General features: G+C 38.6%; 8 protein-coding genes and 1 pseudogene. 8 read left to right on the top strand and 1 reads right to left on the bottom strand.

Annotated elements, in window-relative coordinates:
* Positions 1-60 precede the first annotated feature (60 nt).
* Positions 61-525 carry a BamJ family beta-barrel-assembly machinery protein gene (gene bamJ, locus JCM17102_RS15970; RefSeq protein ID WP_486599254.1) on the bottom strand — a complete coding sequence of 155 codons (465 nt, stop codon included), beginning with the start codon at positions 523-525 and terminating at the stop codon, positions 61-63.
* Positions 526-548: 23 nt separating this feature from the next.
* Here bamJ and JCM17102_RS27990 point away from each other — a divergent pair.
* The 8 genes and pseudogenes from JCM17102_RS27990 to JCM17102_RS16010 all read left to right on the top strand — a co-directional run bounded on the left by JCM17102_RS27990 (position 549) and on the right by JCM17102_RS16010 (position 14,074).
* Positions 549-6,184, top strand: a pseudogene (locus JCM17102_RS27990) (alpha-2-macroglobulin family protein).
* Between the two features lie 10 nt (positions 6,185-6,194).
* On the top strand, positions 6,195-8,606 hold the full coding sequence (gene pbpC / locus JCM17102_RS15980) for a penicillin-binding protein 1C (RefSeq protein ID WP_025075902.1): 2,412 nt from the start codon (positions 6,195-6,197) through the stop codon (positions 8,604-8,606).
* A gap of 25 nt (positions 8,607-8,631) precedes the next feature.
* The gene (locus JCM17102_RS15985) at positions 8,632-9,807 is read left to right on the top strand and encodes an MFS transporter (protein WP_025075903.1); all 1,176 of its coding nucleotides are present in this window, start codon (positions 8,632-8,634) and stop codon (positions 9,805-9,807) included.
* 50 nt (positions 9,808-9,857) lie between these two features.
* Entirely contained in the window at positions 9,858-10,292 is a 435-nt protein-coding gene (locus JCM17102_RS15990) for a hypothetical protein (RefSeq protein WP_025075904.1), read from the top strand.
* Between the two features lie 11 nt (positions 10,293-10,303).
* Positions 10,304-11,176 carry a VIT1/CCC1 transporter family protein gene (locus JCM17102_RS15995; RefSeq protein WP_025075905.1) on the top strand — a complete coding sequence of 291 codons (873 nt, stop codon included), beginning with the start codon at positions 10,304-10,306 and terminating at the stop codon, positions 11,174-11,176.
* Between the two features lie 70 nt (positions 11,177-11,246).
* Positions 11,247-12,674, top strand: coding sequence for a Na+/H+ antiporter NhaC family protein (locus tag JCM17102_RS16000; RefSeq protein ID WP_025075906.1), 1,428 nt, complete (start codon positions 11,247-11,249; stop codon positions 12,672-12,674).
* A 67-nt stretch (positions 12,675-12,741) separates the two neighbouring features.
* Positions 12,742-13,329 (top strand): DUF4251 domain-containing protein, encoded by a 588-nt coding sequence (locus JCM17102_RS16005; RefSeq protein ID WP_025075907.1) that lies wholly within the window; start codon positions 12,742-12,744, stop codon positions 13,327-13,329.
* 88 nt (positions 13,330-13,417) lie between these two features.
* Positions 13,418-14,074, top strand: coding sequence for a response regulator transcription factor (locus JCM17102_RS16010; RefSeq protein ID WP_025075908.1), 657 nt, complete (start codon positions 13,418-13,420; stop codon positions 14,072-14,074).
* The last annotated feature ends 416 nt before the right edge of the window (positions 14,075-14,490 follow it).

Below are 14,490 nucleotides of genomic sequence, written 5' to 3' on the forward strand. Positions count from 1 at the left end.
TCAGCCCAAAGTACAATTTACAATTAAAAAACTCCAAGACTTAAAAGTATTTATTGCCTATCAAGCAATTCCCAACAATTCAACCTCAAATATCAATGTTGAAAAAGCAGGAATCGGGCCTAAAGTACGCGCCCCATATCCCATCGTATACGGAATATAAATAACCCATTTATCCCCTATGTGCATTTGCTGAAGAGCTAATTGCCAGCCTTCTATCACATCACTAAGACGAAAAGCCTCCGGACAACCACGTTCATAAGAATTATCAAATTCTCTGCCATTTATCAAACTGCCTTTATAATGTACTGTTACAATATTACGTACATTAGGTGAAATATTTGCCGTACTACTCTCCAATATTTTATAATATATATTACACGACAATGAACAAATACCTTCTTGCCGGGAAAGTTCACTAATAAACTGTAGATTCTTTTCTTTATACTCTTCTTTTCTTCCCATTACAAAATTTATTTTTATACAAAAATAAGAAGAAACTTCCATAAAATCTGTATATTTGCTTATTGAATCTTAAAAACACCTTCGTTATGGAACTAATCAGAACTAGATGCAGCAAAACTGCCGGACTATTCTTTCTTATTTCGATAATTTTAGTCCTATCTTCATGTTCAAGTAGCAGTCAGAAAGACATTATACCTTCTGCTGAGTATGCTCCGCATGTGAATGCATATACAGGAGGAGTAATTTCACAAAATTCTACCATACGAATTGAACTAACCCAAGATCTGCCAATGGTAGAGCTTAACAACGAGTTGAAAGATGATCCTTTTCATTTTTCTCCTTCCATAAAAGGAAAAGCATATTGGATTAATAATAATACCATTGAATTCGTTCCCGAAGAAGGAGCCTTAAAACCCGGAGAATTTTACGAAGGAATATTTGAATTAGGAAACTTTGTAGAAGTGGATAAACGCTTGAAAAAATTCAATTTTTCATTCCGGGTACAAGAACGCAACTTTACTTTACATACAGAATCAATAACGATCACCGCTACTCAACCGGATGTAGTCACCGTAAATGGAACGATCTGTTTCAGTGACGTTATAAAAAAAGAAGAAGTTAATAAAATGCTGACTATCGGCAATGGTGGGAATACTCCAATTGAAATAACAGCAACAGATAATCCTACCCGCTACGAATTTGTCATTAACCAAGTTCCAAGAAGACAAGAAGACTATCAGTTAAAAATAACAGCCAATGGAAAAGTAGCCGACATAGACCAGATGCAAGAAGAAGAGATATTAATTCCCGCTAAAGGTAATTTCCTCTTTCTTTCTGCTAAGCGTATCAACCAACCGGAAAATGGAATTGAAGTTATTTTCTCCGATCCCGTTTCCAATACACAAGACTTAAAAGGGTTAATTGAAGTACCGAAAATCTCATCTTCTATCTCGCAAATTAAAGACAATAAAGTCTTTATATATTTCGATGCCAATCAACTAAATCAACTAACTTTAAAAATTCATGAAGGAGTAAAAAGCAGTCAAGGAAAGACATTAAATACATCTCAATCGATCTCATTCAGCGAGCAGAATCTAAAACCACAGGTAGAAATGGGCACTTCTGCTGCTATCCTACCCAATTCCAAAAGTCTGATTATTCCATTTCGTGCTGTAAATCTATACGCAGTAGACATTAACATTATTCGCATTTTTGAGAATAATGTATTAATGTTCATGCAGACAAATTCGCTTTCATCAGCTAATGAATTACGCCGTTCAGGAAGATTGGTCTACAAAAAGACACTATGGCTCGCTAAAGATTCTTCGAAAGACATTCATCGTTGGGAAGACTATTCTATTGATCTTGCCGGACTGATTCGGCAAGAACCGGGAGCTATTTATCGGGTTATTCTATCTTTCCGCCAGGAGTATTCAGCGTATCCTTGTGGAGGAGAAAATAAAGAATTACAGTTTACAAACAATGATGCAGCAAACGATTTGACTAGGATCAGTAGCGAAACATTATCCGACGAAGAAGAAGCTGTTTGGGATACTCCGGAGGCATATTACTACTATAACGGCAGTGTACCTATGGATTGGAGTCAATATAAATGGAATGAGCGTGATAATCCTTGTCACCCATCCTATTATATGATTTCTGACCGTGTAGCTAGTTGTAACGTTTTCGCTTCCAACTTAGGAATGATTGTGAAAAAGAATTCACTCAATAAATTATGGATTGCTGTAAACAACATATTAGACACTAACCCCATCAAGAAAGCGGAAGTAACCATATACAACTTCCAATTACAGCCAATAGGGAAAGGAGAAACAAACGGGGAAGGATTCGTAGAAATTTCTCCAAAAGGAATACCTTTTATTGCTGTTGCAGAATTTGATAAGCAAAAGGCATACGTCCGCGTTGTAGATGGAGAAGAACAATCTGTCAGTCGTTTTGACGTAGGAGGCAAAGATATTCAAAAAGGATTAAAAGGATTTATATATGGCGAAAGAGGAGTATGGCGACCAGGGGATACGCTTCACATCTCCTTTATTCTGGAAGATCGTGAAAAAAGAATCCCTGACAGACATCCTGTAGCATTGGAAATCTACAATCCCAAAGGACAGTTTTACACCAAAATGGTTTCAACTAAAGGTATGAATGGTTTTTATACATTTGATGTACCGACACAAACAAGTGATCCGACAGGAAGATGGAATGCGTATGTCAAAGTGGGAGGAACTGCCTTTCACAAGAGCCTGTTGATTGAAACCGTAAAGCCCAACCGATTAAAGATCGACCTGTCTATGCCTACCATTTTGCAAGCTACCTATAAGGAAGTTTATGCAATTCTTACCTCTGCATGGCTAACTGGTGCTAAGGCGTCCCAGCTAAAAACCAAAGTTGAAATGACCTTATCTAAGGTTAATACTCAATTCAAGAATTACAACCAGTATATTTTTAATAATCCAGCAACAGATTTTACGACAATGAAATCTGATGTATTCAGCGGTGTACTGGACGAGAAAGGAATGGTAGGATTCACTATAAATCTTCCGGCAGCAACTCAAGCGCCAGGTATGTTGAATGCCACCTTCATCGCTCGTGTTTTCGAACCAGGAGGAGACGCAAGTATTTACACACATAGCGTTCCATTTTCCCCATTTGACTCATATGTAGGAATTAATCTTAACCAGCCTAAAGGGAAATATATCGAAACAGATAAAGACCATATATTTGATATTGTAACTGTCGATGAACAAGGACAATTAGTGGATCGTTCTAATCTGGAATATAAAATATATCGAATTGACTGGAGTTGGTGGTGGGATAACAGCGAAGCATCAATTGGGACCTACATCAATAGCAGTTCTTTTACTCCTGTTGCCAGTGGCAATCTACAAACGACAAGAGGAAAAGCAACCTTTAAATTTCGTGTCAATTATCCGGATTGGGGACGTTATTTGGTATATGTACAAGACAAAGAAAGCGGACATGCAACAGGAGGTACTATCTATGTAGATTGGCCCGACTGGCGGGGTCGTTCCAATAGAAGTAATCCAAGTGGAGTCAAAATGCTGGCATTCTCATTGGACAAAAATTCTTATGAAATAGGAGAAACAGTTACAGCCATTATTCCGGCTTCTGCAGGAGGACGCGCATTGGTTTCCATAGAAAATGGTTCTACGGTTTTACAACAGAAATGGACGGAAGTATCTAATGAAGGAGATACCAAAATTACTTTCAAAACAACTCCGGAAATGGCTCCGAATGTATATCTACATATTAGTTTGTTGCAGCCACATGCACAAACAGTCAATGACCTACCTATTCGGATGTATGGAATTGTGCCGGTATTCGTTACCAATAGTCAAACCATACTGCAACCACAGATCAAAATGCCGGATGTATTACGTCCAGAAACTGATTTCAATGTAACAATTAGTGAGAAAACAGGTAAACCGATGACATACACTTTAGCCATCGTAGATGACGGATTACTGGATCTAACCAACTTCAAGACTCCCGATCCTTGGAATGATTTTTATGCACGTGAAGCACTCGGTATCCGTACTTGGGATATGTATGATAATGTATTGGGAGTCTCAGCAGGTCAGTACAATTCATTATTCAGTACAGGTGGTGATGCAACACTGAAACCAGCAGATACCAAAGCAAATCGTTTCAAACCAGTAGTCAAGTTTATCGGCCCATTCTATTTAGGAAAAAGCAAGCAACAAACACATACGTTGAAACTTCCAATGTATGTAGGTTCCGTACGTACAATGGTGATTGCCGGACAAGACGGTGCATATGGCAATACGGAAAAGACATCATCTGTCCGAACTCCTCTGATGTTGCTATCCAGTTTGCCACGAGTACTCAGTACGCAGGAGGAAATTACCGTTCCGGTAAATATCTTTGCAATGGAGAATCAGGTAAAGAATGTAACCGTATCATTAAAAGTTTCTGGTGGAGGTGTACAGATTAGCGGTCCACAGCAACAAACACTTACATTCAATCAACCTGGAGATCAACTAACCTTCTTCACACTGAAAACAGGTAATCAAACAGGAAAAGCAACCATTCATCTGACTGCAAGTGGTGGAGGGCAACAGACTCAGGAGACTATTGAAATAGAAGTACGAAATCCGAATCCGGTGGTGTCATTACGTAATAGCCAATGGATTGAAACAGGAAAAGAAGCTGAACTATCTTATAACTTAGAAGGCTCTTCATCCGCCAACAATCATGTACAACTGGAAGTATCTCGTATACCATCAGTAGACATCAGCCGTCGATTCGATTTTCTGTATAATTATCAACACCAATGTACGGAGCAATTAACATCTAAAGCATTGCCTCTCTTATTTGTTTCCCAATTCAAAACAGTGGATGAGAAAGAGACTGAAAAGATAAAAACAAATATTCAGGAAGCTATCCGCCAGATTTACGCACGTCAACTTCCTAACGGAGGATTTGTGTATTGGCCAGGAAATGCTGTCGCCGACGAATGGATTACTTCTTACACTGGAATGTTCTTGACGCTTGCACAAGAAAAAGGATATGCTGTTCATCCAAATGTAATTAACAAATGGAAACGATTCCAACGAGCAGCCGCACAAAATTGGCGAATACCTCAGGATGCCAGTGAATGGCAATTATGGCAATCTGAGTTGAAACAAGCATTCCGGCTATACACCCTTGCGTTAGCCGATGCACCGGAGTATGGAGCTATGAACCGAATGAAGGAACAAAAAGGGATATCTCTTCAGGCAAAATGGAGACTGGCAGCAGCTTATGCATTAACCGGAAGATGAAACCAGCAGAAGAACTGGTATACAATGCAGAAACTACAGTAATCCCCTATTCTTCTGCAAACCAGATTTATGGTTCGTATGATAGAGACGAAGCTATGATTCTAGAAACATTGCTTCTGATGAATCGTGAACGAGAAGCTTTACAACAAGCAAAAAAAGTATCTCAAAATCTGGCAGAAGAAAATTGGTTCAGCACCCAATCAACAGCTTTTGCTCTCATGGCAATGGGACGTCTCGCCGAAAAGTTATCCGGAACTCTGGATTTTGCATGGAAATGGAATGGCCAACAACAACCTGCTGTAAAATCGGCTAAAGCTGTATTTGAGAAAGAGCTTGCTACTTCTTCGAAGTCCGGAACTGTTTCTATCAAAAATCTGGGCAAAGGAGCTCTGAATGCAGATATTATCACACGTATCCAACTCGTAAACGATACTTTACCTACTATATCAGACAACATTCGTCTGGATGTGAGATACGTCAGCACAGAAGGACTACCTATTTCCATTGAAAACATTAAACAGGGAACTGACTTTATGGCTATCACTTCCGTATCTAATATTAGTGGTACTTCCGACTATAACAATCTAGCCCTGACACATATTATACCATCCGGATGGGAAATATATAATGAGCGTATATTTATTCCTGAAGAGCCGGCAACTACGGAATCAGCTGGTACCCCAGAAAATAAGAATCGTCCATTTACCTATCAGGATATTCGTGATGACCGGGTACTCACTTATTTCAATTTGCGTCGTGGCGAACAGAAAACATTTACTGTAAAATTACAAGCCACCTATGCAGGTAACTTTATCCTTCCTGCGATTCAATGCGAAGCGATGTACGACGCAGCTGTGCAAGCACGTACCAAAGCGGGAAGAACGACTGTCAGCCGCTAACATGTAGTTTATGGGAGGTAAGCTAATAAAATTCTTAAAACATTTATCCATCACTCGGAAAGTAATGCTTAGTTGCATTACTCTTCTGGTGATCGGATATATCTTCTGCCTACCCAGACAATTATTCCATGTCCCCTATTCCACAGTCGTTACAGATCGAAACGAAGAACTGTTGGGAGCCCGTATTGCATCTGACGGTCAATGGCGTTTTCCTCCACGTGCAACAACACCGGAGAAAATAAAGCAATGTCTTATCACTTTTGAAGATAAACATTTTTATCATCATTGGGGAGTGAATCCGTTATCTATCGGAAGAGCGTTCTATCAGAATACAAAAAACAAACGCGTAGTAAGTGGAGGAAGTACTCTTACCATGCAAACAATCCGGTTAGCCAGAAACAAATCACGCACCGTCAGCGAAAAGTTCATAGAAGTGGTTTTAGCTACCCGGCTGGAGTTTCGAGCTACTAAAGAGGAAATTCTATCCATGTATATATCACATGCACCATTCGGAGGTAATGTAGTAGGTCTGGATGCAGCTTCCTGGCGTTACTTCGGACATTCTGCCGAAGATTTATCATGGGCAGAATCGGCTATGTTGGCCGTTTTACCCAATGCACCTGCCATGATCCACTTATCAAAAGGAAGAACCACTCTGTTAGCCAAACGTAACCGATTATTAAAACAACTGTTTGAGAAAAAAATAATTGATTCATCAACCTACGAATTGGCTATCAGTGAACCGCTTCCGGACGAACCACACCCATTACCTCAAATAGCACCTCACCTGGTTAGTCGCTTCTATCAAGAACGAAATGGAGCATATTCCCGTTCAACCATCGACCGAGGTATCCAGACTCAAATAGAGGACATGGCAGAACGATGGAGTAATGAATTCAGTCGAAGTGATATCCGGAATCTTGCAATTCTAATTATTGACATTCCCACCAATCAGGTTATCGCTTATTGTGGCAATGTACACTTTGAGCAACAGAAAGGAGGATATCAGGTCGATATCATTCAAGCCCCCAGAAGTACGGGCAGCATACTAAAACCTTTCCTCTACTATGCAATGTTAAAAGAAGGTAGTCTGTTACCACACACACTTTTACCGGATATCCCTATCAATATCAATGGATTTACTCCTCAAAATTTCAGCTTGCAATTTGAAGGCGCTGTACCAGCTTCAGAAGCTCTTGCGCGTTCATTAAACATACCGGCAGTTACTATGTTACAAAAATATGGAGTACCTAAATTTCACCATTTTCTGCAACAAATAGGATTTAAAACTATCAATAAACCTTCCTCCCATTACGGTTTATCACTTATTCTGGGAGGTGCAGAAGCTACTTTATGGGATGTGACGAATGCGTATGCCGAAATGGGACGGATATTACTTGTACAAAAAGATGATGCATACAATATACTTTCCCAAAATGAAAAAGCACATATTCTACTTGCAATGAATGGTGAAGAAGAAACAAACACTTACGAACTATTCAATCACCAAACTAAAAATAAGCAAAGTCCATTCATCATACAAAAGGAAGGATTAAAAGAAGCTTCCGGTGCTGCCTGGCAAACACTATCCGCATTAACAGAAGTAAATCGTCCAGAAGAAATTGATTGGAAATCCATACCCTCTATGCAGACAATCGCCTGGAAAACTGGCACTAGTTATGGATTCCGAGATGCATGGGCTGTTGGTGTTACTCCTCGTTATGCAGTGGGTGTATGGGTTGGGAATGCTACCGGAGAAGGAAAACCCGGTTTGGTCGGTGCACAAACTGCCGGTCCCGTTTTATTCGATATATTTAACCTTCTTCCTTCTTCATCCTGGTTTGCAAGTCCTACCGGAATCTTCGTCGAAGCAGAAGTGTGCAAGCAATCCGGCCATTTGAAAGGAAGATTCTGTGAAGAAACAGATACTCTCCTAATTCTCCCCATCGGATTACGAACAGAAGCTTGTCCGTATCATCATCAGATCACCTTATCTACGGATGAAAGTCACCGTGTTTACGAAAACTGTGCTAATACAGAGCCAACTATTCAGAAATCATGGTTTACTCTTCCACCTGTATGGGAATGGTATTACAAACAACACCATCCTGAATACAAACCGTTGCCTCCTTTCAAAGCTGGTTGTGGTGAAGACGCTATTCAAACAATGCAGTTCATTTATCCATCAATGAATGCGCATATCAAGCTTCCGAAACAAATGGATGGTAGTAAAGGATTCATGACTGTAGAATTAGCACATGCCAATGCTAATGAAACTATCTTTTGGCATCTTGACAACAGTTATATAACTCAGACACAAAATTTCCACAATATCTCGTTACAACCATCACCCGGCAAACATTTATTGACAGCTGTAGATAGCAAAGGAAATACAGTTTCCACAACATTCTTTATTGAGTGACCTACAGATTTACTATCTTTGCAAAATGAAACAGCTATTAAAAGAAAACGGAGGATTACCGGCTTCTATCCTGTGGACCCTAGCTATTGTTGCAGGCATATCGGTAGCCAATCTCTATTATAACCAACCTTTACTAAATATGATACGCCAAGAATTAGGTGTATCGGAATTCAAAACGAATCTGATTGCCATGGTTACACAAATTGGTTATGCAATCGGATTATTATTTATCGTCCCTCTCGCTGATTTATATCAACGTAAGAAAATTATACTCACTAATTTTGCCATTCTTATTCTCTCACTATTATCCATCGCATTTGGGAAAAATATTCATCTGATACTCATTGCCTCCTTTTTTACCGGAATCTGCTCAGTGATACCTCAGATATTTATACCGATTGCCTCTCAATTCTCCCGTCCTGAAAATAAAGGTAGAAACGTAGGAATAGTTGTTTCCGGGCTTTTAACCGGAATCCTAGCCTCACGCGTTATCAGTGGATTTATCGGAGAGTTGTTCGGGTGGCGGGAAATGTACCACATTGCTGCCGGTATGATGCTTGTTTGTGCAATCATTGTATTGAAAATCCTTCCAGATATCCAACCGAATTTCAAAGGAAAGTATAGCGATTTGATGAAATCTCTATTCTCCTTACTGAAAGAATATCCCCAGCTAAGCATTTATTCCATACGTGCTGCATTAAATTTCGGTTCTTTTCTCGCTATGTGGTCATGTCTGGCTTTTAAAATGGGAAGAGCACCATTTTATGCAAACAGTAACACTATTGGACTTTTGGGACTCTGTGGAATCGCTGGTGCATTAACAGCCTCTTTCGTTGGAAAATATGTAAAACGAGTAGGCGTACACCGTTTTAATTTTATAGGTTGCGGACTGATTCTATTCTCTTGGTTGTTATTCTTTATCGGAGAAAACAGTTATATAGGTATTATAGCCGGAATTATTATTATCGATATAGGTATGCAATGTATCCAGCTCAGTAACCAAACCAGTATTTTCGAACTAAATCCTCGTGCTTCCAACCGAATAAACACGATCTTTATGACCACGTACTTTATTGGGGGAGCAACAGGAACTTTTCTAGCAGGCACATTCTGGCAACTTCATGGATGGCATGGTGTTATTGGTATCGGAGCTTTTCTGACTTGTATCTCGTTACTAATTACGATTGTATCAAAGAAATGACTCAACAAAACAGATGATCAAACCGTTTAATAAGAAAATAAAAGTAAGCTATGAAATACGGAGTGAATAGACAGTTTTTACTTATCACCGCAGGCATTGTGTGGATTATAGCCGGCACTAATATATTGCGAATAGGAATTGTCACCTGGATGAATAGTACACAAGATTGGATGTTTAAAATAGGCGAAGCAACAGTCATTTTTTTATTATTCTTTGTATTTATTTTCAGAAAGCTTTATTATAAACATACCCGTCGAATTGAAGAAAAGAAAGAAGATAAAAACTGCCCTTTTTCTTTTTTCGATGTAAAAAGCTGGATTATGATGACATTCATGATTGCATTAGGCATAACTATCCGCAGTTTGCATTTATTGCCTGACAGTTTCATATCTGTCTTTTATACTGGACTATCCATAGCGCTGATTCTGACCGGAATACTTTTTATATGCTACTGGTGGCAAAAGCGTAAGTTATTACACAACTAAATCATAATAAGATGAACGTATCCAAACAAGACATTGAAAAGTTTATCCGCTTTCAACGAAATGAGATAACAGAAAGCATAGTATACGAACGACTCGCCTCTATCGAAAAGGATGAAAACAATCGTAAAATTCTCCATCAAATTGCGGTCGAAGAAAAATCACATTATGAAATCTTAAAAAAATATACAGGAAAAGATGTGATACCTGACCGCAAGCGTGTTGCCCGCTTTTATTTTCTAGCACAAATATTGGGCATTACATTTACGATTAAATTAATGGAGTCAAGCGAAAAAAATGCGCATCACAACTACGATAAATATACCAATATTCCCGACCTACAACGTCTCGCTCGTGACGAAGAAGTACATGAACAGAAGTTAATCTCCCTAATTAATGAAGAACGGCTGGAATATATGGGCTCTGTTGTCTTAGGTCTGAATGATGCACTAGTAGAATTTACAGGTGCATTAGCCGGGTTCACATTAGCACTCAGTGATCACCGGTTAATTGCACTGACAGGTAGTATAACAGGTATTGCTGCGGCTCTATCCATGGCCTCATCCGAATATCTTTCTACGAAGTCTGAAGGAGATGTAAAAAAACGTCCGGTAAAAGCTGCTGTATATACTGGTATTGCATACCTGATAACTGTAGCAGCTTTAGTTGCTCCTTTCATGCTTATCAACAATGTAATTCTAGCCTTAGGAGTTATGCTTACAATGGCACTTATTATCATTGCATTATTCAATTACTATTATTCAGTAGCTCGTGGTGAAAGCTTCCGAAAGCGTTTTACCGAAATGGCCGTACTTAGCTTTAGTGTGGCTGGTATCAGTTTCCTGATCGGTTATGCCTTGAAAACTTTCACCGGTATAGAAGCTTAATAACAAGTGATTTCATATATATCAAATAATTCAAAGATAATTTCAATTAATAAAGCGATATAAAAATAGAATGAAGAAGATTCCTTCCCCTCTCGTTTCTCTATTACCCATCATCGTTCTGGTAATATTACTTTTTGGTACTATCCACACATTTGGCAGTGATGCCTTAAATGGTGGAAGCCAAATATCGCTGCTCACCACTACTGCTGTCTGCATTTTCATAGGTATGGCGATTTATAAAATACCTTGGAAAGATTATGAACTAGCCATAACAAATAACATTGCCGGAGTTGCAACAGCTATTATTATCTTGCTAATTATTGGTGCATTAAGTGGAACCTGGATGATCAGTGGAGTTGTACCGACCCTGATCTATTATGGTATGCAAATTATCCATCCCAGTTTCTTCCTTGCTTCTACCTGTATCATTTGCATTCTAATATCTGTTATGACGGGAAGTTCATGGACTACCATTGCCACTATTGGTATTGCATTGATGGGAATTGGAAAAGCACAGGGATTCGAAGAAGGATGGATTGCGGGCGCTATTATCTCCGGTGCATACTTCGGTGATAAAGTTTCTCCTTTATCAGAAACAACCATATTAGCTGCATCCGTCACAGATACACCTCTCTTTCGGCATATCCGCTATATGATGATCACAACGGTTCCTTCGATTGTCATTACTTTAATTATATTTATAGTAGCCGGTTTCTCACATGATGCAGGCAACTCTCAACATATCCCAGAAGTAGCAGCTGCCTTGAAAGAAAAGTTCCTGATCACTCCCTGGTTACTGATTGTTCCTGTAGCAACAGGAATCTTGATCGCCCGGAAAGTTCCCTCCATCATCACCTTATTCTTATCAACCTTACTAGCCGGTATTTTTGCATTGATTCTCCAGCCCAATTTACTACACGAAATTACAGGAGCTACAACATCTAATTTTGAATCCTTATATAAAGGACTTATGATGACCATCTACGGAAAAACAAATTTGCAAACAGATAATGTCATTTTGTCTGATTTAATCTCTACACGAGGTATGTCCGGAATGATGAATACTGTTTGGTTGATTTTATGTGCAATGTGTTTTGGTGGAGCTATGACAGCAAGTGGAATGTTGGGAAGTATCACTTCACTTTTTATTCGGTTTATGAAGAATACTGTCGGTGTAGTAGCTTCAACCGTATGTTCCGGCCTTTTCCTGAATATGGCAACTGCCGACCAATACATTAGTATTATTCTAACTGGAAACATATTCCGCAATATATATTATAAAAAAGGATACGAAAGTTGTTTGTTAAGTCGGACTACCGAAGATTCAGTAACTGTTACATCCGTATTGATTCCCTGGAACAGCTGTGGAATGACACAAGCAACCATTTTGAGTGTCCCTACAATTGTGTATCTTCCATATTGTTTTTTCAACATTATCAGCCCGTTAATGAGTATCGTTGTCGCTGCTATCGGATATAAAATAGCAAGACGTTCGTGAACAATCTGGCATACACTTTGTTTTTGCAATAAACGGACAACGTATTAAACCTAAACAAAAAAAAGTTATGAAAAAGTTTATTGCATTATTAGCATTAGTATTAGTGAGTGCAAGCACAATGATGTATGCACAAAGTGACGCAGCCGCACGCCGCGCAGAAAGAAAAGCTCAAAGAGACGCAGAAAGAGCAAAACTCCGTGCTGAAGAACAAGTTCAGGATATGGCTTCCTATCAAGAGGCTATACAGGCTTTAAAAAACAAACAATTTGTTCTGGAAGCCAATCAGGTTGTTTTCAAAAATGGTATGACTGCATTTGTTACCCCCAATACCAACTTTGTCTTGATGAATGGTAACAGAGCTACTGTACAAACGGCTTTCAACACCTCATATCCTGGCCCTAATGGTATCGGTGGTGTGACAGTAGATGGTAACTCAGCAGATGTGAAAATGAATATTGATAAAAAAGGAAATGTATTCTGCTCATTCAATGTTCAGGGTATAGGTATCTCGGCTCAAGTATTTATAAACATGAGCAGTGGTAGCAACAATGCTTCAGTTACCGTCAGTCCAAACTTTAATAATAACAATCTGACATTGAACGGAAACATTATTCCCCTGAACCAATCTAATATCTTCAAAGGACGTTCTTGGTAATACAAGTATAAGAATCTTATAATTACTCCGCTACAAATCACGCAAAATGTGTACATTTGTAGCGGAGTTTTTAATTTATCCGATTCCTATGAGAGAATATATCATTGCAGATAACCAGGATATCAGTAAGGCAGGAATGATGTTCCTATTAAGCAAACAGAAGGATGTAACCACCCTTCTGGAAGCTGACAATAAAGTTGAACTGATTCAACTGCTACGATTGCATCCACAAGCAGTGATTATTCTGGACTATACCTTATTCGATTTTGCAGGAGCGGATGAGTTAATTGTTTTACAAGAACGGTTCAAAGAAGTAGACTGGATTTTATTTTCTGATGAGTTAAGTATAAACTTCCTTCGACAAATATTATTCAGTAGTATGGCTTTCGGAGTAGTAATGAAAGACAACTCCAAAGAGGAAATCATGACTGCTATCCAATGCGCCACGCGTAAACAGAGGTATATCTGTAATCATGTCAGTAATTTACTACTTTCAGGCAATCACACTCCCGCTGCAACAGCTATAGAAGATCATCTATTAACCCAAACGGAAAAAATCATTCTAAAAGAAATTGCATTAGGTAAAACAACCAAAGAAATTGCTGCTGACAAGAATCTTAGTTTCCACACCATCAATAGTCACAGAAAAAATATCTTCCGGAAATTAGGAGTAAACAATGTACATGAAGCTACCAAATATGCAATGCGAGCAGGGATTGTAGATCTAGCGGAATATTATATCTGACAAAAGAGAATTTATGCAGTTGAAATCATCTAAAAAGTCCGGATCACTGATAAGATTATTAGTTAGTCGTAATTTCCTAAATTCTGTTGATTAAACGATTTCTTTTAATAATGTATGTAACAATACCTAGAATATCATCGACAAGTATTATTAGTTCCCACTCAATCTATCAATAGCAAACTTCTTCTTGCCCATTAATAAACTGCTTCTGTCTTAATAGAAAAATTAGTATCACTCAAGACAAATCTATATTTGCAAGTTTCAATTATATAATCAAAACCTCCGGTTGTATAACCGAAAGCTCCGGTTATATAGTCAAAGGTTTCATTTATAGTTCATACTAAGTAGAAAGAAGGTTTACTATTAAAGGAAAAAAAGTTTAGTCTTAATATAATGGAATTTATCTATTAATACTT

Source organism: Bacteroides faecichinchillae JCM 17102 (assembly GCF_000614145.1).
Classification (GTDB): Bacteria; Bacteroidota; Bacteroidia; order Bacteroidales; family Bacteroidaceae; genus Bacteroides; species Bacteroides faecichinchillae.

Bases quoted from the DNA above. Each gene is read 5' to 3' on its own strand.
- pbpC (WP_025075902.1), top strand. From the start codon at position 6,195: ATGGGAGGTAAGCTAATAAAATTCTTAAAACATTTATCCATCACTCGG.
- JCM17102_RS15985 (WP_025075903.1), top strand. From the start codon at position 8,632: ATGAAACAGCTATTAAAAGAAAACGGAGGATTACCGGCTTCTATCCTG.
- JCM17102_RS15990 (WP_025075904.1), top strand. From the start codon at position 9,858: ATGAAATACGGAGTGAATAGACAGTTTTTACTTATCACCGCAGGCATT.
- JCM17102_RS15995 (WP_025075905.1), top strand. From the start codon at position 10,304: ATGAACGTATCCAAACAAGACATTGAAAAGTTTATCCGCTTTCAACGA.
- JCM17102_RS16000 (WP_025075906.1), top strand. From the start codon at position 11,247: ATGAAGAAGATTCCTTCCCCTCTCGTTTCTCTATTACCCATCATCGTT.
- JCM17102_RS16005 (WP_025075907.1), top strand. From the start codon at position 12,742: ATGAAAAAGTTTATTGCATTATTAGCATTAGTATTAGTGAGTGCAAGC.
- JCM17102_RS16010 (WP_025075908.1), top strand. From the start codon at position 13,418: ATGAGAGAATATATCATTGCAGATAACCAGGATATCAGTAAGGCAGGA.